We start from the raw sequence: 23,053 nt of genomic DNA on the forward strand, positions 1-23,053 counted from the left end.
ACCGGCTCAGCCGTTAGATCTTCGACATCTCATTCAGAGTGCCGCGATACCAGTTGTCGTGATTGGGCGGGCAATACTTCACCGCGTTGGCGTAGCTGATGGTGTAGCCATATATCTCGGCCAAGCCACGCACATGCGCATTGATGGCCGTGCCCCAGTCGCCCCAGGCGCCGTTGGTCCACCCCCAGGCATTGTGTGATGCGAAGCAGTGGCGCCCCTTGGTCGACTCGGTGTTGCTGATGGCAGGCGACCAGCGCGGGTCAACGCCGTTGTTCCACGCGGCCTCAGCGAACGTGGCGCCGCACCCCGCAAGCGGGCTGCCCACTAGGTACTTATCGATGCGCGCGGTCCATTCGCTGACGAAGGCATCGTGCCCCACCGACCAATCGACCGCGTAGACACCCTGGCCGCCGTTGGCCGCCGAGCGCGCCTGCGCCTCTTGCACGCGCTTGAGAACCTGTACGTCGCGGTCCTTCGCGGCCTGCTCAGCGGCGATGCGCGCCGCCTCTTCCTCGGCCGCTATCTCGGCCACGCCGCTGGAAACATCGCGCGATGCGGGCTGTGCCAGCGCGGCAGTAGCGGAAAGATCGACGTGCGCCTCGGTCGTCTGCACCGGCGCTTCAACCGTATCAGAAGGCGCAACGGAGGTGCCGCCCGCAGAGGCGAGCCCTAAGCCTGCCCCCGTGGCAACCAGCACTGCTATGCCCAAAGAGATCACGACCTTGGCGGCCGATCGGCTGGCGAACGCAGCGCTGGGACGCGCCACTGCAACGCCATGCGCTCCCACAACGACCGTGCGCGCCCCGCCAGCGCGCGCACCGGTACCAAGCCGATGCGAAGCACCCACGCGCTTCAGGGAAGCGTTCGCGGAATGCGCTGCTCTTTGCCTGCTCTGTGCCAACTGTCCTCTTCCAAACGAGCGATAACCGCCGAAGCGGGAGCAGCTGGCTTTGTTGTAAGTGGGTATGCTGCCGAATGGTCATTGATATGTCGTTGGGATATTCTACCCCATATTCAAGTGCCGTACATCAACAATTCGCCACCGGCTGCGAACCGTGGTGCGAGCCGCTATGCGGACAGCTTTTGCACGCGAATCTGCGAAATACGGCTGCGGCGCATCTTCTCTATCTTGAACTCGCATCCGTCGGCCACCACCACATCTCCCGGCTTGGGCACGCCATCAAGCGTCCCCATCAGCCAGCCAGCTATGGTCTCGTAGTCGTCGGAGCACTCCACCGGCCAGCCCAGCTCAAGCGCGTCCTCAACCGGGAAGCGCCCGTCTGCGCGCCACACGCCCGGTTCAACGAACGTCAGCAGCTCGCCGCCCACATCGCTCTCGTCGGCGATCTCGCCCACGATCTCTTCCAGGATGTCCTCTACCGTGATCAGGCCCTCCGTGCCGCCGTATTCGTCCACCACGATAGCCATCTGCTGATGCTGCGCCTGCATCTCGCCCAGCAGGGGAATGACGTCCTTCGTTTCGGGCACAAACATGGGCTCGTACATGAACCGCGTCACCGGATCGTCGATGCTGCCGTCCATGAGCGGCCCGATGAGGTCCTTGTAGTGCACGATGCCGATGATGTCGTCGATGCTGTCGTGGCACACTGGCAACCGCGAGTACCCCGTGCCGCGCATGCGCTCCAGCGCCTGCCGCCCGGTCTCTTCGTCCTCCACCAGCATCACATCCACGCGCGGCGTGCAGATGGCGCCAGTCATGGTGTCGCGCAGGTCCATGATGTTGCTGATCATGCGCTTCTCGTCGTCAGCGAGCGCCGGTGCGTCGTCGATCAGCCCCAATATCTCGTCTTCGGAAACTTCGGCCTTGCGCCCGGTGAGGCGCTCGAAAAAGCCTTTACTGCTGCCCTCGCTCATAGCAACCTACAGGAAGTTCTTCAACGGCGTGGTTTGCAGGTAGCCCATGATGGCGCCCGCATTCGATTCGCCGTACAGACCGCCGTAGAAGTAGGCGAGGAACACGCCGATGGCCACCGCCAAAAGCAGGCTCAAAATGATGCCCACCAAACCGCAGACGCGCCCGGTACCGGCACGCGGGGCAACGCCGCCCTTCTTGTGGTAGCTCTTCGCCAGCAGAATGGCCACGATGGCCAGCACCAAGCCCACTGGCGGCAAGAACGCCAGCAGAATGGACAGAATGCCCAAGATCAGCGACGCAGTTGCCTTGCCGCCCTTCACGGGCACCATGGCAGCATACATGTTGGGGTCGGCATAGGGGTCGTAGGGGTCTGCGCTGTAGCCGTACGGATCGTAGCCGCCTTGATCGTAGCCATGCCCGTATGCGCTCGGATCGTAGGGCTGGTCAGCATAGGGCGTTTGCGTCTGGCCATAGGGCTGCGCGAACTGCTGCCCATAGGGGTCGTAGCCTTGCGCCTGCGCTGGGTCGTAGGAAGCTTGCAGATGCGGATCGTAGCCTTGCGCCTGCGCCTGAGCATGCATCTGCGCCTGCGCCGGATCGTAGGGCTGCATCTGCATGGGATCGTAGGGCTGCATGGCAGGATCGTACATCTGAGCTGGGTCGTAGACGTGCATGCTGTCATACGCTTGTAGATAAGGGTCTGGCATTTGAACCTCTCCGTACACCACTTCTTGCGCGGGCACTTCAATCACCTGCTCTTGGATAGGCGGTATCTGATCGGACGGTATCTCAACCGAGAACGGCTGAGGGTCGCTGTACAGGGCCGGAACGGACAGCTGGTCGACATGGCCGAAGTCGGCCAGCATATGATCGGGATAGTCGGCATACCCGTGCTCGGGCAGCGCCCCATAGGGATACGCCGACTGATCGGCGGTGGGAACGATCTGACCGGTGGTGCTGATGAGCGGCACGCTCGCTAACAGCTCCTGCGGCGTAGGGAGCACCACGGGCGCGTCCCCGAACTTGGGCAGGTTGTTCAACAGCTCAGGTTTGGGCGTGTAGTCTATCTGCGTGCGCGGAAGCGGCGCGTCGGGCGCATCCTCGTCGTTGGAAGCGCTATTCGTGAGCGCCGCCACAGCCGATTTCAAGCTCTTGATGGGCGAGCCCCACCGACGCTTCTGCTCCGGTTCCTTCGGGGTAAAGCCCACCTGTTCGCCCATGGATGCATTGTGGGAAACGCGCGTCAGCGGATCGTCGGGAGCGTAGGCGCCTGGCTGCATGCCCTCGGCATAGCCGATGGGCCCCGACTGAGCCGCGCCCGACGCGCCGGGTTGCGCCGCGAACGGCCCCGATTGCGAAGGCTGGGCGGTCAGAGGCGCATGTGCGAAGGTTTGCAGCTGCTGAACCTGTTGCAGCTGCTGGGGCTGCGGAGCTGTCTGCACAGCCGGTGCTGGCGATGGCGCGACCGCAGGTGCGGATTGCGCGGCAGCCGTCAGAGCGCTTAGCGCAGGCTGTGCGGTGGGCGCTTCTGCCGCCGTGTTGGCCGGAGTGGCCGGTGCAGCTGCCGATGCCGGTGCAGGTACCGAAGCTGCTGGCGTAGGCTCGGCGGGAGATGCGGCCCCCAGCGGCTGCGTGGGCACCCCCACAGCGCCGCCCGCTGCCACATTCGGCGACATGCCCGACATCAGAGCGCCCGCATGCAAGCCACCCATTTGCAGAGCCGCAGGATCGACCGCGGGAAATGCCATGCTCTGTCCAGCAAGCTGGCTCCAACGCGCTTGAGCAACCGTTTGCGCGGCTGATTGCGCGGCTGATTGCGCGGCTGATTGCGAAAGCACCGTGGCCGCCTCGCGCAGTACCTCGGCGCTCTCGCGCGCGGCATCCACCGCATCGCGCAGCACCGCGCTCTGCGCGTTCGATCCACCAGACTCGCGCGATAAGCGGCCCTTAGAAGTTACCGCGCCCTTCGCGCCCTTGGCTTTCGGTGCAGTGCTCTGCCGTTTCGTCTGCTGCTTTTTATTGTTGCTCTTCTTGGCCATCCGTGTCCTTGATCGGAACCGCCTGCACATAGTTGCTAGTAATTGTACTTGAACATGCCGCCGAACGCGGAAAATACGTGAACTCGGTACAAAATCGGTCCCCTGCACCTGCGTCCCGTCTCTGCACCCTGTGCCCCACGCCTGCACCCTGCATCTACTTCTAGGATCGCATCCATGCTCGCACCGGCGCCTGACCCCGCGCAGCGCGCCCCATAACGGCAGAAGCCCCGGCGCACAACCGTGTACCGGAGCTTCCTTCTATTTCCAATCGAGCGTGAACTGCCGATGACATCAGCGGTTCGCGCTCGATATGGGCGATGCGTACGCTGCGAACACCTCAGATGCCGTGCGCCTGTCGCCTGCCGTGCGCCTGTCGCCTGCCGTGCGCCTGTCGCCTGCCGCTATGCCTTCACCAGATCGGCCTTTGCGCCATCGTTGCTGCCGATGACGCCCTTGCTGGTAAGCTCGGCGATCTGGTCATCGGTGTAGCCCAAACCCTTGAGGATCTCTTCGTTGTTCTCGCCGAGCTTCGGTGCGCGCTTGTACTCAGGCGCGTAGTTGCTCATAGTGAACGGCAGACCGATGGTCTTGAAGTCGCCACGTGCGTCTTCCTGGTCGATGGTGATGATGGTGCCATCGCTGTTCAGATCGGGATCGCTCTCCAGCTCGTCCCAGCCCAGCACCGGCCCCACCGGCACGCCCTTGGCGCCCAGCTCCTTGGTCAGCGTGTACTTGTCGTACTGCATGGTGTATTCTTCAACGCGCTTGTACACCTCAGCCTTGTGCTCGTCGCGGGCATTCGCGGTGCTGAACTTCGGGTCGGTCAGCCAATCCTGGAAGCCCATGGCGTTGCAGAACTCTTCGAAGCCCTTCGGCGACTGCTGGATGACGATGTATACGTAGGCGTTCGGATCGGTCTCCCAGCCCTTGGCGCGATAGCACCAGCCCAGCACCAGGCCGCCCTCGGCGTTCTCGGCGCGCGGAATGGCCTTGCCCCACTTATAGCCGGGGTAGCACGCGTAGTACGACAGCTCGCCCAGATGATCCAAGATCAGCTGGTCGCGCAGCTTGATGCGGCACAGGTTCAGCACGGCGTTCTGCATGGACTGATACACGTAGCAGCCCTCGCCGGTGCGGCTGCGCTGCGCCAGTGCGGCCAGAATGCCGATCAGCATGTGCATGCCGGTGTTGGAGTCACCCAGCGCAGCGCCCGATTGCGTTGGCATGGCGTGCTCGCCGTCGTTCCAACCGGTCGTGGAAGCAGCGCCGCCCGCGCACTGCGCCACCGGCTCGAAGGCCTTCACATGCTCGAAGCGGCTGCCCTTGTTGAAGCCCTTGAGCGAGGCCATGATGCACTTCGGGTTGATCTTATGCACCACATCCCAGCCAAAGCCCAGCTTCTCCACATCGCCCGGGCCGATGTTCTCGATGAACACATCAGCGTCCTTCAGAAGGTCGGTGAGGATCTTGGCGCCTTCGGGGTCCTTCATGTCCAGCGTGATGGACTTCTTGTTGGCGTTCAACTGCAGGAAGTACAGCGAATAGCTGCCGTCCACATCGTTCATCTCGTTACGGGTCGGGTCGCCCCCGTGCACCTTTTCCAGCTTGATGACCTCAGCGCCCATCCATGCCAGCATTTGCGTGCAGCTAGGGCCTGATTGCACCTGCGTCCAGTCGATGACCTTGATGCCCGCCAACGGGGCGGTTGATTGGGTTGCCATGTTGCCTCCTTTTGCTGCGCCATCCAGCCACCGAACCATCGGAGCAGACCAGACCAGCGCACTCACGTATCGCATAACCTGATCAAAGAGTAGCCCGCGCTCAGACGCCGCAGCGCAACCGGTCGCCCTTTGAAACGGAAGCGGCGAAGGCACGAAACGTCGCTGTTACCTGAAAGGGCCCCATGCCGAAACAGCGGCCCGCGTCAGCGCGCAAAAAAGGACCGGCACGCGGCCGGTCCTTCGCAACTACCACCGAGCGATACAGGAGCGCGCTAGCTCTGCTTCTCCTTCTTGCGGCGCATCACGATGACCGCGATCACCGCAATGGCGACCACCGCCACGCCCACGAGCGTCAGTACGATGGGCATCATCTGGTCGCCCGTGTTGGGCATGCTGCGCACGTTGGTGGCTGGGGTCTCGCCCAGAATATCGCTATTGTTGCCCGCACCAGCGCTGCTGCTACTGCTGCTGGCGCTTGAGGACGAAGAGACCGGTGCCGCTACCACGTCTGCCTTGACCGGGTCAGACACGTTCAAGTTGCTTGCCGGAATCGCCACCTCGGCACCACGATACTCAGCGAACTTCAACACGCCGTCAGCAGGCGTCACCTGCACATCAGCCGTGATCGCCTCGCCCTGGGGTGCCGCGCTGCTCAGCGTCAGCACCACCGTGCCGATCTTCACCGTACGGCTAGCCGAGCGGGCCTCCGGCTCTTTGAACGGCTCGCCCACCATGTCGCCTGCGTACAGGTTCATGCGAATGCCGTCAGTGCTCTCAGCATCGGTGGTGCGCAGCAGGCTGGGCTTGTCCGGGTTGCTGAGCGCCTCTTCGTTCCACACGAAAGCCGCATCCACATAGCCGGGGGTCGACGTCTTGATATCAAGCGCCAACGACATGGTGCGCGCATCCACCTGATTGGTGGTCACGTACACCTCAACCTGGTTGCTTGCACCCTCAACGGCTTTCAGCTCGATGGAAGCGTTCGGGTCGGTCGCATCGGCCAGCGCCTGCTGAGGGGCTACCAGCGCGAAGCACAGAGCGAAGGCGGCAAGCACGGCCGCTGCGCATCTTTTCATCGTTATCTGCATGGTTCTCTCTCCGCTTTCCTTATCCGTGCGCTCCATTACAGCGCCACCGTCTGGTTGATGGTGCCATCGTCCACGTTGTCATCGGTCAGGGTGATCTTCGGCAGCCCCGAAATGCTGGGGATGGTGACCGGCAGACTGTCGCTGGTCATGCGCTGACCTTGGTTGGTGAACGCGTTGTCCACGCGGTACAGCTCGGCGCGCACCGTCATGCCATCTTCCAGATCGTTCGCATTCTCGATCCAGTAGATCCAGCTACCGCTGCGCGTCTCGCCCAGCGCATCCGGGCCCGGGTTCGGTGCCAGGATGGCCTGTTTGGCCACCAGCACCTCTTCGCCCTGGTCGTTGGTGGTGGTACCGCCCACGATCATGGTGCCCCTGCTGGTAGTGCCGAACAGGATCACGTTGCTGTAAGCCGGGTTGCCCTTGAACTCACCCACGAACACGATGGAGCCAGCCGGTATCTTGCTGGTCACGTTGCCCTGAGCGTCCTTCTCCAGCACGTAGTCGGCTTCCAGCACGCCGATGGCAGGCGTTGTATGCTCGCCCTCGCCGATGGTCTCAGCCAGATTGATCTTATCGCCCGACAGGCCATAGACCTGTACCTGCTGGATATCCCAGTCGGCCGTGCCCTTGCCCGAGGCGGTCAGCTTGATGTAGCGAGCATATTCGGTGTTCACGTAATCCACCGTGCCGCCCACCGTCGTGCGCTTCGGGAAGAAGATCTCGGCCTTGGTGCCCTCAGCGTTGTAGGACAACGTGCCCGAAGCGGGCTCGATCCAGTCGCTGTCGGCGCCGGTCTGGCTCAGCTCAACCTTGTACTCGGTGATGTTCCTTGCCGTCTTGGGCACGTACGTCAGGTGCTCTACCGCGCGCACCGCCTTCATGTCGATCACGACGTACGGGTCGCCCTCGGCCGTCTTGCCGGTATAGCCGTCGCCGCTCAGCACGCCGTTCACGGCCTTCACCGTCTTGGCCTCAGGATCCGCCGCGGTCTCGTCGTCGAAGCCGCTGCACTGATACGAGCCGTTCTGCTCAACGGTGGTGCTGTCCACAATCACATCGTTCGCATCTGCGGGCGAGGTCATGTTCGTGGTCACATCCCACTCGGCTGCGTCATACAGGCCGGTGCCTTCCAGCATGATGGGCTGGGTGACCGCCGCCTTGGAGCGGTACAGCTGCTTGTCCACCGCGCACACCTCGTAGTGCACCGCACGATTGCCCAGCGATGCCGCATCATCGGCGAACGTGTAGGAGCCATCCGCGCCTGCGGTCACGAACTTCACCACCTGACGCACCTCGTTGCCCATCTCATAGGACACCCGCGTCACCTCGAAGCCGTGCACGGCCGCTTGATGCGCCGCCGCAGGCGTGATAGTGCCATGCACCGTGCTGCCCTGCGGATCCACCTCAACCGAGAGCACCTCAGAGGCCGCCGCCGTGCTGGGGATGGTCGGTTGCGTGCTGGCACTGCGGTTCGCCAAGCTGTCGTTGATGTATTGGATGGCGCGCGTTTCCACGTTGCCCGCATCGGCGAATTGCTTGACGAAGGCCTTGGTGGTGGCATCCGCATGGAAGCCCCAGGCCTCGAAGAAGTCCGTCAGGTCCTTGCCAGCCGCAGCGCTGGCCAGGCGGATGATGTTCTGCTGCTCGGTGCTCAAGGTCAGCGGCACGCTGCCCGTGAACGAGTTGGGGTTGCGCGAGAAGCTATCGACCCGCGCGAAGAAGCGATTCGCCAACAGCTCGGACTCCTGCGTGAAGAGCGTGTGAAGCTCGGCGGTGTCGTAAGCCAGCATCAGCTGCCAGTACATGGCCAGCTGCGTTGCCTGGCCGCCCGCATGCGCCTCAGCACCAGAGGTCACGTGGTCGTAGACGCCCCGGTAGTTCCAGCGCGTAGCGCCGTTCTCGTTCAGGCTCTTGCACAGTTGCGCGAAGTAATTGTTGGTCACCTCGGCGAACGCATACCTACCGTCGTTGATGTTGTGGCCGATCTCGTGCGCCGAGCCCCAACCGAAGTACATGCCGCCCGTGCCGTTCGCATCGAAGGGCTTGAGCATCTGGAAGTTGGCCGACTCGTTGAAGCCCACGCCAATGTGGTTGCCCGCCGCATACATGAACGCGCCGGTGAACATCTCCATGTAGCGAATGTTCAGGTGGCGGTTGGGCGTGGCATTCGACCCGCTGCCGCCATCGATCATGCCCTTATGCTGGTAGAACAGGCTTATCATCTGCTCGGAACCCTGCACAGCCGCCTTCAGATGCGCACGCGCATCCTCGGGGCTCTTGTTCTTCACGAAAGCGTTGTAGACCTTCGATGCGGGCACCGAGTACATCATCTTGTTCAGCATGATGTCGGTGGCGTCAGCGATGCACTTGCCGTTCAGGGCATCACCTGCGCTGGTGTGCGTTCCGGCTGCCTTGCCCTCGCTGTGCGCCGTGCTCAAGTTGGCCATCTGAGCCTCAAGCTCACCAACGTACTGGTCGATGGCCGCATCCGTCTCAGCGTCGGAAGCGTTCAGCAGATCCAGGCGCGCGAGGTTCTCGCCGCCCAGCACGCGCAGGTAGTAGCGATCGTTCACGTTGTTGCCCGTGTAGACCGCATACAACTGGCCGCCGTGCTCCTTCTTGTCAACGCTGCTGAACTCGCCGGGCCCGATGGTCAGCTCGGTGCGACCCAAGCGGAACGTGCCGATGCGATGCGGCGTTTGACTGCTCTCGCCCTCGTACTGGCCCACGTACAGGTCAATCTTCGTGGCGCTGTTCGCGCCCTTCGGAGCACCGGCGTACACCGTGATCTTCTCGCCCGCCGACACCGACACGCCCAGCGGCTGCCATGCGTTCAGGCCGCTGATGCCCAGAGCTCGGCCGCTGTCGTAGGCATCGGAGAGATCAGTGTGCACCTTCACGACGTCTTTCATGCCAGCCGATTCGTCTTTCAGCAGCTTCTCTATATAGGTCAGTTCCGTGAGCGCTGAGCTCTGGAAAGGATAGAGCTCGTCGTTGCTCTTGTACTCGTTGAGCTCCTTGCGTAGGTTGTCCACCAGCTCTTCGAAGGAGCGCTGGCCTGCCTCGGCCTTCTTGTACCACGTATCCGCGACGCCATACGCGGTGGTTTCCACCTGGTCGCCCAGCTTGATGCGCAGGTCGGCCAGTTCATCGTCGGCATCGTACATGCTGGCGATGCGCGCCTCGATGTCGTTGTACCCATGGAAGCGCATCTCGGCGATGTTGATCAGGCGCACATAGCGGTTCACGCCGATCAGCATCTCGGTGCAGGTGACACCCTGATCGAGCTTGATCAGGGAATACGTGCGGTTGTCGTTGGCCTTGCGGCTCAGGATGCTGGCTGATGCCGTCTGCCAGGTGGTGGGCGCGTCAGCCGTCTTGTAGAGCACCTTCACCCCACCGTAGTCGATGTTCTCCGACGAAGCCGCGAACGTGATCATGCCCACTTCCTGCGGGCTGGTGAACGTAACATCCACACCATGGGTGTTGCGATTGTAGCTGGTGCCCAGATCCCAGTCGTTGACTTGCGCATAGCTCTTGAAGTCGCCGTCGAACAGGCACATGGCGTTGCTCGCAGCACTGTTGACCCCATTGGGATCCTCGATGGCGCTGTTCGTTGACGTGAAGCGCGCCGAGGCGATGTTGGTGGTGTAGGCACCGTTGGCCGTCTTGGAATTCAGCAGCATATAGTTGGGCAGGTTCACCGGGGTGAGCGAGGTGGTCTGCACCGTGGCGGTGCTGGATGCCGGGCCTTCGCCGATCTCGTTGGTGGCCGTCAGGTACAGCTGGTAGCTGGTCGCCTTGTCGGGCAGGTTAGAGACGGTGTAGTTCAAGCCTTCGATGGCCTCAATCTTGAGATACGAGCCGCTGGTGCCCTCGCGGTAGTACAGCGTGTAGGTATCCGCTTCCTCAGCGGCGCCCCAGCTGACCTTGAACATGCGATAGCCGCCCACCACGGCAACCTTCTCGGGCTTGGTGGGCACCTTGGTAGCCTTCGGGGTCACCGAAACCGCATCGGTGTACTCGCCGCGCCACGAGCCGTTGGTCGGGCGCACCTGCACCTGATAGGTCACCTTGTTCGCCAGTTTGCCCTTCGGCCCCGCCGCGAACGACGTGATGGTCTTCGAGATGTCGGCACCGGTAGAGTTACCCACGTTGTAGGTCTGGGTCTTGCCGGTCTCGGTGTCGGTCACCAGGATCTCGTAGCCGGTCACGTTGGGCAGGAACTTCCAGGTGACGGTGAATTCCTTGTTGCCCGCCTCAGCGCCCACGATCTCGGTCTTGGTGAACTCGGGCTCGGCAACATGGTCTTCCATGTTGTTCAGGAACTCCACGCTGCTGATCTCAACCAGGTTCGCCGAGATGAGGTTGCTCTCTTCGTCGTATACCTGCGCGCGCGTGAAGGTGAGCGTGACGGTCTTCACGGCGATGCGCTTACCGAAGTTGATGGTGATGCGACCATCCTCCACCACCGTGGGCAGCAGTGGGTCGCCCAACGCACGCACGGCGGCACTGACCTCAGTCAGCTGCACCGCATCGCCCATGGTGCGCGGTGCTTGCAGTGCATTGCCAACCATGGTGGCGCGCTGCGCGGCAGACGATGTTGCGGCGCTGGAGAAATCGTAGGTCTCGGTCAGCGTGCGACCGGTCGGATTGCCGTTCTCGTCCAGCTCTTCGCCTTCAACGGTGGCATAGCCTTCGATGTTGTTGTTGTCGGTAGCCATGGGCATGCCCACCGTGGTGGACGTGCTGATGGTGTTCGCAGGCGCCTCGTAGCGCACCGCTATCTCGTTCTCGGGCGACACCTCTTCGCCATCGCGGCTGGCGATGCGCGCCGTGTTGCCTTCCTTGGTCACCCAGGTGTTGTCGTTTGCCGCTGCGCCCAGCGTGTCTACCGGCGTCTTGGTGGTGGTGGAGCCGTTCACGTCAGCCTGCGAGGACACATAGCGATAGAACTCGGCCATCAGCTGATAGTCGACCAGGTCAACCTTGCCGTCACCGTTGAGGTCGGCGTCTTGGCTGGTGTCGCCCTCGATGGCGTTGAGCAGCACGCGCACGTCGGCGTTGTCAACCTGATCGTCCTCAGCGCCGCGCGTCAGGTTGCCGCCCTGCATGATGCCCGGCTTCTTGCCTTCCTCAAAGCCACCCAGCTCCACGCCCGCAGCGTAGACCTCGATGGACATGTCGTTGTCGCCGTCGTAGGTGAACTTCTCCTGGTTATACGTGATGAACGTGTCGCCTGTCAGCGTGATGCTGTACTCGTTGCCGCTGACCAGCATCTTATCAATGAACGGGGTGAGCTCGTAGGTGGCACTGTATGCGCCGCTGCGGCCCGTAAGCGTAACGGGATAAGCGCGCTCCTTCTGACGTGTCTCATCTTTGAGCGTCAGCGTGAAAGCAAGCGGGTCGGCGCCCTCGTAGGGGAAATCGTAGTGCACGGTGACCAGCACCGAGCTCTTAGCCGTGTTCGCCGTCGTGTTACCAGGGTCAGTGCTATCGGTTTGAGCCTCGGCGATGGCAGCGATGCCTTCATCGTCGGTGGTCGTCTTGGCCGCGGGTACGGCAACCGTGCTCGAGGAATCCGGCACCTCCTGCTCCGTGGTCCCTTCCTGGTTCTCGGACGGATCGATGGCCTTGCCCTCGTCGTCCAGATAGGTGACATCAGAATCGGCGGTAGCCTCTTCCGTTATCACGCTGGCGGTCTCGCTCCCCTGTGCGGCCGCCGTGTCCTCGGTTGCAGCTGCGATTGCTGGTGCTCCGAAGAGCGAGCACGCAAGCGCCGCTGATACCATCACGGACAAGATGCGATTACTTGTGCGTTTCATGGTCTTATCCCGTTTCTTACTCTTATCCCGTTTCTTACTCATGTCTCACCCTGTGCGAAATGAGACAGATAAACAGCATATTGTAAACAAAAAGGTAACGTTATAGGCAATATGTTTTACCCGATAAACAAAGAAAAAGCGGCGGCCCTAGATGTTGGGAGGGCGCCGAGAAGCACACCCGAGATATAGTGGCCACCAGACTGAAAGAGGCCGTAAACCGGAAACGAAGAAGTCGCAGGGTGCAGAAAGGATCGCGTACGAAGAGCTGCTGACAGGGGACCGCTTATACGATCGCGTACGAAGAAGCGCTGACAGAGAACTGCTTACGCGGCCGCGATGACGCCCACGACGTTGGCGCGAGCCACATCCAACTGCGCCATGCTCGCCTCGATGACCGCACGCGCCGTGGTGAATTCCTGCACGCAGAGCACGGTAGCACCAGCCGCATGCGCCACGTACGTGAAATCAGCATGGACAGATGCGGGCGGCACGTTCACCACCACCAGCTCGTATTCCAGCGCGGCTTGGCTGAGCACCAGACCCAAGCGCTCGGTATCCAAAAGCGCCGCAGCTGCGATCTGCGCATTTCCTGCGGACACGTATGCGAACCCTTGAACCGTGCGAACCACCTCGGTCAGCTGCGCATTGCCGGAAAGCACCTCTGCCAGGCCTTGCGCACCGGCTTCTTCGAGCTGCGCTGCCAAAGGAGATGCGCCATGCAGATCGGCATCTATCACCAGCACCGTACGGTCGGCCTGCTGCGCGGCTTCTGCCAGCTCCGTGCATGCCTGCGCCGAGAGCCCTTCGTCGTCGGCGGCCAGCACGCACACGCTTGCATGCTCGCCTGCCGCGAAGCGCACGTTGGCGAACAACTGCTCGCGCGAGAGCGCGCTCTCCTGCTGACCCGCGCGCGGAATGCGTCCGAGCAACCGCAGCTCCATATCCTCTTCCAGATCGCGCACGCTATGGATGCGGCCGCGCATCATATCGCGAACGACCACGATGCAGACAGCGACGAACAGGCCCGCCACGAATGCGATGCCCGCTGTCTTCGGCACGCTGGGGCTGATGTCGGTCGCCGTTTTCGCGAAGCTGACCGTCAGCGCCACGGTGACGTTGAGATTGTCGCCCGAAACGTTATAGCGGTTGAACGCATTCAGATACGCCGCGTTGGCCGCCCGATTGACCGCCGTGATCACTTGCTCGCGCGTACCGCCTTCCGCGGTCAGCGTGATGACGCGCGTGCTGGTGTTCGCAGCCGAGGTAACCTTGATGCCGCCCTTGGATTGCGCCTCGGCAGCTTCGGTGGCGAACGCATTGACGCCTGCGACCTCGGTGGAAGCGTTGATGGTGGCTTTTGCCGAGAACTCAGCGGGCGTGGCCAGCAGTACCCCGGCGCACACAGCCGCGCACAGCACCGGCAGCCCGATGACCAACCACAGACTCTTCTTGAGAAGCTTGTATAGGTCGAGTAGAGTCATAGCGATGCGGCCTTACCCCTCGTAATCAAGATTGATCATGAGCGGTGCCTGCTCAAGCGTGCCGGTAGCGCTGATCTCACCAACCACGGACACGTGCGCACCGTTGGTGACCACGAAGGTGTTAGCCGTCAGCTCGAAGTAACGCGCGATATAGGTGCGTCCATCCAGCATGACGCGAATGGTATAGTCGGAGCGCAGCAGCACGCGATTGTCGCGATACTCGATGATGCCGGGAACCTCGACCAGATCGCCCGTGGTGCAGGTGAGCAACATCTGAGCACCGTCAGTGCTTCCGCCGTCGGTAGCGGCGCCGCCATTCGCGTTATCAGAAGCGCCCCCTTCAGGGGTTTGGACGCCGTCGCCGTCGCCTTCGCCTTCAGCGGGCTGCGTGCCACCTAAGATTTCGCCCACCCAGTTAATGGTGGCGACCCAGCCTTTGCCGTCCTGCCACACCAGGCCAACGTTGACATCGGTCTGCGTGTGCTGGTCGGCCTCGTTTTGCCCGGCCTGATCGATGGCGAAGGTGATCTCGCCGCCTTCCTTGTCCAGATCAGCAGTGGCCGCCACCTCAGGGTTGGGGAACTGGCTGGCAATGTCTGCATCGTAGTCTCTCAGCAGGTTGGGCAGTGCCGCCTGCACCTTCTCAAGGTCGGCCGGACCAACGGGCGTGACCTTCTCGCCCGCAGACTGAGCGTTGGGGCGGCCCGGGTCCCACGTATTCGTGGAGGTGTTGTAGGTGAAGGGCAACTGCACGGTCTGCTCCACGCTGACCGATTCGTTTTCCCACTTGGCCTTCGCCGTGGCCTCGCACGTGGCGGACTGGCGGCCCTCGCCATAGTTCACATTGCCAGCCTTCACGTCGGTCAGCTCGGGGTCGTCAAGGCCTTCGGTATCGATGTAGGCGTAGCTGCTGAGGTTCGACGGCGTGATGTCCGCCGAGTCGAACGCCGCCTGCACCGTTGCGGTGGAAGGTGCGTTGACGTTGAGCGGCTCGGGTTGCTGCTGCCGAAACGTCACATACACCAGCGCCACCACGAGCACGATTGCGGCCAAGATGCACACGATGATGCCGAAGATGAGCAGCCCATTGCGCTTCTTCGACGGCTTGCCAGCCGGACCCGATGGGTTCACGCCGCCCGCAACGGGCGGATGATAGTCGGGGCCGGGCACCGCCACCGGTAGGTTCGGCGCAGGCGCTGCGGCAGGCAGCACGACCGTTTGCGCGGGAACCGGCGACACGGGGCCGCTTTGTGCGGGCGCAGGTGCCGGATGTGGTTGTGGTTGTGGTTGCGCTTGAGGTTGCGGCTGAGACTGCGGCTGCGGACTTGCAGGGCGTGCGGGAACAGCCGGGCGTGCAGGCATCGGTGTAGCTGGCCCTTTCGACATGCCCGGGTTCACAGGACCAGAGGTCACCGGAGCGCCCTTCGCCGGAACAACCTGCGGCGAAGCAGCTTGCGGTGTGCTCTGTGAATCAGTTTCACCCATTGATCCCGTTGCCTCTCTGCCTGTTCGAGCATGACAGTTTAGTGCATTGCGCCATAATACGCACTGATAGTCTAGTGTTAAAACTATACTATAAAACCATATTAAACGCACGAAGTCATAGGAGTAGCGGACCGTCCATGCCTCAACACCACGCCGACCAACCCCAGCCGCGTCAACACAAGCAGAATTTCATAGCACGCTTGGTGAACCGCTGGTTCGACCGAGTGGTAGGAGCCATGAAAGGCGATGGGCTCTCAGCTGCTGAGGCGGAGTACGCGCCGCATCGCACCACGCGCGACTTCATCTGGAACACCGCGGGGCAGGCGGCCTGGGCGTTCGTATTCCCCGTGATGACCATGGTGTCCACGCAGCTGGTGGGCGTGGAGCAGGCGGGCATGATCTCCATGGCGTTCATCGTGGCGCTGCTGCTGATGTTCGTGGGCAATTTCGGCACGCGCGCCTATCAGGCCTCCGATATCAACGAAGAGCACTCCTTCACCGATTACCAGGTCAGCCGCTGGATCACCTGCATTCTGATGCTAGTAGCGGGGTGGCTGTACTGTACGCTGCGCGGATATCAGGGCGAGATGTTCGATATCAGCATGGGCGTGATCCTGTTCAAGTTCGTGGATGCGCTGGCCGATGTATACGAAGGGCGCCTGCAGCAGGCCGACAAGCTGTATCTGGCGGGCATCTCGCAGACGCTGCGATCGGTGGTGGCGCTGGTGGCGTTTTGTGTGGCCATGCTGTTGGCGCGCAGTTCGGTGGTGGCGTGCTATGCCATGGCGGTGGCAGCCATCGTCACGTTCGTGGTGGTCACCTGGCCGCTCACACTGATGGAAACGCCGAAGAGCCGCGGGTTCAGCATGCCCAGCTTCGTGCAGCTGTTCAAAGCCACCGCGCCGCTGTTCGTGGCCATCTTCCTGTTCAACGTGATAGAGAACACGCCGAAGTTCGTGATGGAAGGCAGCCTGGCCTACGAGAATCAGCTGTATTACAACGCGCTGTACTTCCCGGCGCAGATGATCCTGATCGGGGCGCAGCTGGTGTACAAGCCGCTGCTGCTGCGCATGACCGGTGTGTGGCAGGATGCCAGCAAGCGGAAGAAGTTCGACCTGCTGATCGTGGGGCTGATGGCGGTCATCGTGGGCATCACCGCGGCGGTGTGGCTGGTGATGGCCTGGGTGGGCGTGCCGCTGATGAGCTTCTTGTACGGCGTTGATTTCGAGCCGTACCGCGGGCTGCTGTTCGTCATGCTGGCGTGTGGCGGCGTGACGGCGGCCATTGATTTTCTGTATCAGGTGATCACCGTGATGCGGCGGCAGCGCGATGTGACCACGCTGTACCTGGTGACGTTCGGGTTCAGCCTGTTCGTGCCAGTGCTGCTGGTGGCGTTCGCCGGGCTTGATGGCGCGGTGTTGAGCTATCTGATCGTAGAGAGCATTCTGCTGGTGCTGCTGGTGTGGGAGTATTTCCGCATTCGCAGCGACCTGGCGCGCGGTGGCGCGGGGAGCACGCCCGAGCAGTCCGTGGCAGCGGCCACGCGCTCCACCGAGCGCACTGTGTTCTTGGAGCAAGGCGGCGAGGATCTGCCCGCTGAGGCGGATGCGCAAACAAGCGCTGCTGATGCTGACGGGCGCGGGGCGTGGGATCCGGAACGTGCGTTGCCCACACCACGCAAGAAGCGTCCGAGCGAGCTACGCGCCGAGCGCGAACACCGACAGGAGGTGCTCGATCGGCGATTGCATCGGAAGACGGAGCGGGGCGAGCGGGGAGACCGAAGGAGGTCAGGATGAACGAACAGAGCATGCGAGCGAAGGTGATCGCCCTGGTGGCAAATGTGCCACCAGCAGCGATGTCAGCAGGTGCGCGAGGTGCACGAAGCGTACGAGGCGTGCAAGCGCACGGCGCAGCCGGTGCAGGTGCGGTAGGGGTGGCACGCGCTGATCGCGTTGCGCATGCGGCAGCTGCGGCTCGCACAGGGTACACGACGCGCGCGATGCCTGCGGCGCATACGACATCTGCGGCTCGCACGCGAGTCCTCACGACCGGAGTAGCGCTGGCACTGTTGGCTGTGGCAGTCCTGGGGCGCGTGGCGTTCGCGGGCGTGCCGAACGTGCAGCCCGTGACCGCGCTCTGCATCGTGGCAGGTATCGTCTGCGGGCGGCGCTGGGGCTTCACCGTGGGCATAAGCGCAGCGCTCTTGAGCAATATGGTGCTGGGGCAAGGCGCCTGGACGCCCTTCCAGATGGCCGGATGGGGCTTGGCCGGATGGGGCGCGGGCGCGCTCTTCGGCAGCACGGGGCTTCGAGCGCGTATTTCCTCCCTCTCCGCACGTTGGATACTCGTTTGCGCGTATGGCTTTGTGGCATCGCTCGCGTTCGGCGTGCTACTGGATTCCCAGATCGTGCTGCTGTTCGGAGGTGCGATGCCCGCGCAGACGGTGCTAGGCATTTATGCTGCCGGGCTGCCGTTCAACCTGGCCCATGCGGTGGGTACGGTGGCTTTCTTAGCGCCGTTGTGCATCATGGGCGGCGCGTGTGCGATGCACAATAAAAATAGTGGCAAAGTGAAATAGTTCAATACGTTGGCATTCACCGATTAAACTGCTATAGTCTGTGCACGGTTCGGCCCTAATGAGGTATCTTATTGGGGCTGTAGTTTCAAGGAACAGGAGAGCGATATGTGTTTCAGACCTGCTGATGCTTCCGCCGGCCCAATGAAGTGCCCTGAGTGCGGCAAGCCCATCCAGATGCTTGGCGGCATGAAGATCGAGAAGTGCCCCTTCTGCAAGGCCGACTTCTCTGAGTACATCAACGGCACGAAGCCGGTTCCGGGTGCCCCCGGTGCCCCGGCTGCTCCGGGCGCTCCTGGCGCACCGGCTGCCCCTGGTGCTCCGAAGCCGCCCAGCGCCTAAGGAATACCTTATTGGAGAGAAGAAGCCCGGCAATGCCGGGCTTCTTTTTTGCTTCTTATAGTTCGCCTTGGTAGCGTGCTTCTCCGTGGTAGGCGAATGGATCACGCCTCTGACGATGCCGCTCGGACGATTTCCGGCCATTGCCGCACTTCAAGCTTTTGACGATAGTTAACTGACTTGATCAGACCAAGGTAGAACCCCTTACAGCCGAACGTGCCAGGCTTCCTCAAACGATTGCGATACAACCACTCACGATTGTAGACCTGACCTTCAGCGTTAGCGTACGCGAGCATCGCAGCATGGCCATCCTCGTCAGCAGAAATGTACCACAGCGCATGGAACAACTCATCGCTGCCAATGTGCTGCCCTTCCGCTTCCCATCGGCCTGAATATACGAAGAGGACATCTTCCGGAAAGATCTCAAAAGCTTTGATCTGCAGATCCTCGGGAACGGTATCAACATCAAGATAGACCTCTTCGCATTCGAAGACCGCATTTGCCTCCACCAGGATACGGAACAGAGATGGCTCCACCAGAGCAGAATCGATCATGCCAGGAAAGGGAAACCGTTCCGCGATCAGCATCTTTCTGGCACGGACCATCTCATGCCCACCTATCGAACCCTAGCTTTGAGCCTAGCTTTTGATATTCAGATGTAATGCGGCAGCGGCTTGACCCGCTTCTTCCCCGGTCGAAGGATCGACCGCTGTGAACGTTGCGGTGGCATTGTGCTCGCCAGCTGCTAGCTGCTTCGTCAATCGAATGCTCTCGATATAGTGGTTCGGTGTGATGACACCAGATTCATAGAGCACATCGCCCGTTTCATCTTCCGTAATGACCACGCGCATGTTGTAGGGATTGTTCGGCACGTTTTCGATATAGGCATACCCATCAGAATTAGCATTCTCGAACTCAATGTCAGAAGCGATGGAAATATTGAACATACCGGTAGCGATCTCACGCTCGCTTTCAGCCTGCATCTCTTCTTCGGTTTTATAGGGGGCTTGGCCTTCCTGCTGGCCACTATCATTGCCGCTTCCATTCAAAACGAAGAATACGATGGTACCGACGACGGCAATGGCCACAACAACAACGATCAAGGCTATGATCACGTTACGCCGTGTGCCATGGGCGTTCTTTTGCGCCTTGGCAATGGCATCTGCCGCAGCTGATCCCTGAGCCGGGTATCCAGGCTGCGATGTCTGGTTAGGTGTCTCTCCTGCGTTATTGCTCATACAAACAATCTCTTCCTCTTGTCATGCGACCCGTGCAGGATCGCTCCGGTACCTCACGCGCAAACGCGCCTATGTATGCTCCCAGCATGCGAAAGCTGCTTGCTGAAACGCATCCGAGCGCACTGAGCTAGTTCGGATACATGTATGATCGCGATCCCATCCGTTGCTCTATGCGCTCGACGATGCCAACCAAGTATTGGAGCAACTGCTCGCAACCACCCGCCGATCCGCCGAACGAGCCCTGTCCCATTTGCATATGCTGGATCTGCTCTTGCAGCGAAGCTAATTCCGAATAGGCTTGCTGCATCTGCTGATCCTTGTTGGCTAGCTGCTCTTGGTAATACCGATCGCGCCGCAAGATCTCTTGCTCATATGTCTTGGAAAGCGTATCCAGATGATTGATCGCGTCTATTTCGTCCACGCCCCCAAGCTTGCGCTTCTTGAACTTCACATTGGCGATGTAGCTTTCTCCGATCTGGGTCACAGCCATCAGGCATCACCTTTCATCTGGTTAATCTTAGTAGCATCGACCGTCAGTACCTGCTTCGATTCCCTGCTCTTCCTGCGTACGAGCAGGAGCACGACCACAGCAACCGCAGCAATGCCGATCAGCACCAGAGTCACAATCCCCATCACGTCACCGGTCTTCGAGAGGCCGGACCCAATGACGGTAGGCGTCTTTACCCCGCTCAGAAGACCACTGCCACTACCCGTGCCATTTCCTGAGGTGCCATTGGTGAGGATGTCGTTCAAAGATGGATCCGACACCAAACCACGTGCGAATGTCACTTCAAGGGTCTGATGCCGGTCAGCACTGCTCGTATGCGTGAGCACATGCGTATCGCCCACACCAGCGCTGATACCGTTCTTCACCGCACCCGAGATGTGATTGCCATACACTGGCAAGAGCACGAACTTTGCCGTAGAGCCTGGCGTGATGCGAAGCTGCTTGGATGCGGCAAGCATCTCGGACGGACGCGCAGCATACGAAGTAGCGTCGCGCTGTATCTGCGCTGTTGCCGTCAGCAGCCCTTGTTCGCTCACGGAAGCATTCTCAGCAGACTGCGGAACAACCGTGCCGCTCTGAGATTCAGGAGCGTTCAGGTCGAGCAGATCCTCGATCATGCCATTTTCGTTCTGCAAGACAACATACACATATCCAGCATTCTCACCATTGATCGTAACGTCAACGATGAATGGACCGTCTGCCGGGTCGACTCCTGGATTATTGGGATTATTCGGGTCGTCCGGGTTATTCGGGTCGCCGGATCCGTTCGGGTTATCGGGATCGAACGGGCCTATCCCAGAATCGGGTGGCCACTCACCCGCTTTGAAATCGATCACCAACGCACGCGATGAACTTCCATTGTAGGGAACCGTGGCTACCCACACGCCATCGCCCCGATAGATCAGGTTCTCTTTCGGAAGCTTCACGCCATCAAGCGTTGCCGCGCCGATCGTCTGACCCTCGTTCGCTTCTATTCTGAACGTGCCATTTTCGCCTACTGGCATGGTGGTAGCACCGCTGACGGTAGCAGCATCAGCGGGGTTCGTCGTTACTGAAACCGTCCAAGAACCCCGAATGGGCCCATCTCCCCGCGCAAAGAAGACCTCTACGTTCTTGTCCTCGTTGACAACCGGGAAGGCAAAGGACGTTCCGTTCACAAACACAGCCTTGCCATTTACCGTGACCCCAGCCACATGGTAGCCACCCTGTGGCTGGAAGATGACGAGCGCATCGGTGGCTCCATGCACATACTGCTTCGCTGAGGCCTCGCCTGCCGTCTGATCTCCCACTGCTACCGTGCCCATGCCCTTGCATACATCGGCAACCTTCGCAGCAACCATATGATTCTGACCATGCAAGGGATCATTCGGGTCGTCCTTGTTCACGAAGGAGAAGCTCACATCCACCACGCCATTGCCGGTGACCGGCCCTATCGTGATGGCGTTCTCGCTCGTTTCCTTCACAGGAGCAGCACCGGTCGACGAAGTAGCGCTCAGCACATACCCCACATTCGGATTCGCCTGCAACACCAACGTGCCACCATCGGCCACCGTATAGGTCTTGCTTGAGCCGGTGATGCCCACCACCGTGCCGCCAGCGCCAACGTTGACGACAACCGAATGCGTGCCGCCCCCGCTTGACCCAGCGCTCTTGCCAAGCAGCGCAAAATACCCCAGCTTGTATGTCTTGATAGAAGCGAATCCTGGATGATCCTTGTCCAGTTCTACGGTCTTCTCTTCGATCTGATCGGTCTGAGTGGGGTCTTCCGCGAAAAGCGCACCGGTCGGATACGCCCATGTCTGCCAATCGGTCATATCGGCAGATGCCCCTTCGCCGAACCCTGAGCCTTTCGCATAGCGCACGTGTACGTTCACCGGACCAATGTATGCCTTATCCTGCGTGACCACGCCGTTCCCATCCCGCACGACCAGCAGGATCTGATACACGCGATCTATAGAACGATCCCCTGCCTTGCCCTGGAAAGCATCCCAAACAGAGGAACCCGTCATGCGGTCGATGGGCACGACCACCAGCTTGGCGTCCTTGCGAATGTTCCCAGAGATGGTTATCTCAACATCGGTTTTACCGTCGCCATCAACATCTTCCTCATAAACCCAATCCGGATGCTTCAGCGAACCATCGGGATTCGTTTCCGTGCCGTCGATATTCCCGTAATCTCCCGTGTCTGCCGGGTCGGTGAACGTGGTGGTTGTTCTGGCATACCCAACAAGGTCGTCGCCTCGGTACAGAAGGATCTCCCACATGAGCTCCACGTAGCCATCTGCCTCTATATAGCCCCACAGCAGATCCTTATTGTTCTCCACGTACTCTTTCGTTCCCGGGCAAGGTACGCGCACAACGCCAGAGCTATCACTGGCTGCCGGAACCGGCGTCTTTCCCAGCATCTCCTGTGCAAAGCTGCCATTAAGATACACGTTCCACGAATACTGAGCGCTGTTGCCCGTTTTGATATCAGCCCAAATGTCGGTATAGTTCGCATCGGCGGCATATGCTTTCTCAACGAGCGAGAACGCCTGAGACACTCTGCCCCACGGGAACACGCCCGTGCTGGGCGGGGTTATATCTTCCACCGTTATGTCGACCTTAGCGAATACGCCCACTTCTGTTTTGGCCGTGGCGGCTCCATCCTTGACGATCACCTCTTCATCGGTGTACCCACGCTCAGGATCGTCTATGGTGCCCTCGTCTCCAACGATGGTGCCCTTTTCGCCTGGACCGCCTACATCTGCGAACGCAGGGAAGCACATGCCCACGCACAGCACGACAGCAAGAACCGCTAACAACACCGCCCGCAGAGAGTATGCAACTCCAGGGTGTGAATGCCTTGGAGTTGCATCAATATGGCGTTTTGTAT

The 23,053-nt window shown here is 60.9% G+C and carries 15 protein-coding genes; 3 read left to right on the top strand and 12 right to left on the bottom strand.

The window, feature by feature from the left end; translation table 11 throughout:
* Window positions 1–13: 13 nt before the first annotated feature.
* From NFR19_RS00375 to NFR19_RS00410, 8 genes are all read right to left on the bottom strand, one after another.
* Entirely contained in the window at window positions 14–901 is an 888-nt protein-coding gene (locus NFR19_RS00375) for a CMP-2-keto-3-deoxyoctulosonic acid synthetase (protein WP_251211789.1), read from the bottom strand.
* Between the two features lie 167 nt (window positions 902–1,068).
* Entirely contained in the window at window positions 1,069–1,875 is an 807-nt protein-coding gene (locus NFR19_RS00380) for a hemolysin family protein (RefSeq protein ID WP_251211790.1), read from the bottom strand.
* Window positions 1,876–1,881: 6 nt separating this feature from the next.
* Window positions 1,882–3,915, bottom strand: a complete 2,034-nt coding sequence (locus tag NFR19_RS00385; protein ID WP_251211791.1) for a hypothetical protein — start codon at window positions 3,913–3,915, stop codon at window positions 1,882–1,884.
* Between the two features lie 401 nt (window positions 3,916–4,316).
* Window positions 4,317–5,636 carry a formyl-CoA transferase gene (frc, locus tag NFR19_RS00390; protein ID WP_251211792.1) on the bottom strand — a complete coding sequence of 440 codons (1,320 nt, stop codon included), beginning with the start codon at window positions 5,634–5,636 and terminating at the stop codon, window positions 4,317–4,319.
* A gap of 272 nt (window positions 5,637–5,908) precedes the next feature.
* The gene (locus NFR19_RS00395; protein ID WP_251211793.1) at window positions 5,909–6,724 is read right to left on the bottom strand and encodes an LPXTG cell wall anchor domain-containing protein; all 816 of its coding nucleotides are present in this window, start codon (window positions 6,722–6,724) and stop codon (window positions 5,909–5,911) included.
* A 35-nt stretch (window positions 6,725–6,759) separates the two neighbouring features.
* Window positions 6,760–12,552 (bottom strand): M60 family metallopeptidase, encoded by a 5,793-nt coding sequence (locus tag NFR19_RS00400; protein ID WP_251211794.1) that lies wholly within the window; start codon window positions 12,550–12,552, stop codon window positions 6,760–6,762.
* Between the two features lie 323 nt (window positions 12,553–12,875).
* On the bottom strand, window positions 12,876–14,033 hold the full coding sequence (locus NFR19_RS00405; RefSeq protein ID WP_251211795.1) for a hypothetical protein: 1,158 nt from the start codon (window positions 14,031–14,033) through the stop codon (window positions 12,876–12,878).
* A 12-nt stretch (window positions 14,034–14,045) separates the two neighbouring features.
* Window positions 14,046–15,272 (bottom strand): hypothetical protein, encoded by a 1,227-nt coding sequence (locus NFR19_RS00410; RefSeq protein WP_251211796.1) that lies wholly within the window; start codon window positions 15,270–15,272, stop codon window positions 14,046–14,048.
* A 383-nt stretch (window positions 15,273–15,655) separates the two neighbouring features.
* Here NFR19_RS00410 and NFR19_RS00415 point away from each other — a divergent pair, with 383 nt between their 5' ends.
* From NFR19_RS00415 to NFR19_RS00425, 3 genes are all read left to right on the top strand, one after another.
* On the top strand, window positions 15,656–17,314 hold the full coding sequence (locus NFR19_RS00415) for a lipopolysaccharide biosynthesis protein (protein ID WP_251211797.1): 1,659 nt from the start codon (window positions 15,656–15,658) through the stop codon (window positions 17,312–17,314).
* The gene (locus NFR19_RS00420) at window positions 17,311–18,096 is read left to right on the top strand and encodes a DUF6580 family putative transport protein (RefSeq protein WP_251211798.1); all 786 of its coding nucleotides are present in this window, start codon (window positions 17,311–17,313) and stop codon (window positions 18,094–18,096) included. Before NFR19_RS00415 ends, NFR19_RS00420 begins: the two co-directional genes overlap by 4 nt.
* A 105-nt stretch (window positions 18,097–18,201) precedes the next feature.
* Window positions 18,202–18,435 carry a hypothetical protein gene (locus NFR19_RS00425; RefSeq protein ID WP_251211799.1) on the top strand — a complete coding sequence of 78 codons (234 nt, stop codon included), beginning with the start codon at window positions 18,202–18,204 and terminating at the stop codon, window positions 18,433–18,435.
* 101 nt (window positions 18,436–18,536) lie between these two features.
* Here NFR19_RS00425 and NFR19_RS00430 read toward each other — a convergent pair whose 3' ends face one another.
* The 4 genes from NFR19_RS00430 to NFR19_RS00445 form a co-directional block, all read right to left on the bottom strand.
* Window positions 18,537–19,019: a hypothetical protein gene (locus NFR19_RS00430; RefSeq protein ID WP_251211800.1), complete on the bottom strand. Its 483-nt coding sequence runs from the start codon at window positions 19,017–19,019 to the stop codon at window positions 18,537–18,539.
* Window positions 19,020–19,070: 51 nt separating this feature from the next.
* Complete coding sequence (locus NFR19_RS00435; RefSeq protein ID WP_251211801.1) at window positions 19,071–19,670, bottom strand: flagellar protein FliS; 600 nt, start codon at window positions 19,668–19,670, stop codon at window positions 19,071–19,073.
* A gap of 127 nt (window positions 19,671–19,797) precedes the next feature.
* Complete coding sequence (locus NFR19_RS00440; protein ID WP_251211802.1) at window positions 19,798–20,160, bottom strand: hypothetical protein; 363 nt, start codon at window positions 20,158–20,160, stop codon at window positions 19,798–19,800.
* Complete coding sequence (locus tag NFR19_RS00445) at window positions 20,160–22,982, bottom strand: hypothetical protein (protein ID WP_251211803.1); 2,823 nt, start codon at window positions 22,980–22,982, stop codon at window positions 20,160–20,162. Before NFR19_RS00445 ends, NFR19_RS00440 begins: the two co-directional genes overlap by 1 nt.
* Between the last annotated feature and the right edge of the window lie 71 nt (window positions 22,983–23,053).

Origin of the sequence: Adlercreutzia murintestinalis, from assembly GCF_943192905.1 — a bacterium.
GTDB classification, from domain to species: Bacteria; Actinomycetota; Coriobacteriia; order Coriobacteriales; family Eggerthellaceae; genus Adlercreutzia_A; species Adlercreutzia_A murintestinalis.

Coding starts and splice junctions, on each gene's coding strand:
- NFR19_RS00380 (WP_251211790.1), bottom strand. CDS start 1,875: ATGAGCGAGGGCAGCAGTAAAGGCTTTTTCGAGCGCCTCACCGGGCGC.
- NFR19_RS00385 (WP_251211791.1), bottom strand. CDS start 3,915: ATGGCCAAGAAGAGCAACAATAAAAAGCAGCAGACGAAACGGCAGAGC.
- frc (WP_251211792.1), bottom strand. CDS start 5,636: ATGGCAACCCAATCAACCGCCCCGTTGGCGGGCATCAAGGTCATCGAC.
- NFR19_RS00395 (WP_251211793.1), bottom strand. CDS start 6,724: ATGCAGATAACGATGAAAAGATGCGCAGCGGCCGTGCTTGCCGCCTTC.
- NFR19_RS00400 (WP_251211794.1), bottom strand. CDS start 12,552: ATGAAACGCACAAGTAATCGCATCTTGTCCGTGATGGTATCAGCGGCG.
- NFR19_RS00405 (WP_251211795.1), bottom strand. CDS start 14,033: ATGACTCTACTCGACCTATACAAGCTTCTCAAGAAGAGTCTGTGGTTG.
- NFR19_RS00415 (WP_251211797.1), top strand. CDS start 15,656: ATGCCTCAACACCACGCCGACCAACCCCAGCCGCGTCAACACAAGCAG.
- NFR19_RS00420 (WP_251211798.1), top strand. CDS start 17,311: ATGAACGAACAGAGCATGCGAGCGAAGGTGATCGCCCTGGTGGCAAAT.
- NFR19_RS00425 (WP_251211799.1), top strand. CDS start 18,202: ATGTGTTTCAGACCTGCTGATGCTTCCGCCGGCCCAATGAAGTGCCCT.
- NFR19_RS00430 (WP_251211800.1), bottom strand. CDS start 19,019: ATGCTGATCGCGGAACGGTTTCCCTTTCCTGGCATGATCGATTCTGCT.
- NFR19_RS00435 (WP_251211801.1), bottom strand. CDS start 19,670: ATGAGCAATAACGCAGGAGAGACACCTAACCAGACATCGCAGCCTGGA.
- NFR19_RS00440 (WP_251211802.1), bottom strand. CDS start 20,160: ATGGCTGTGACCCAGATCGGAGAAAGCTACATCGCCAATGTGAAGTTC.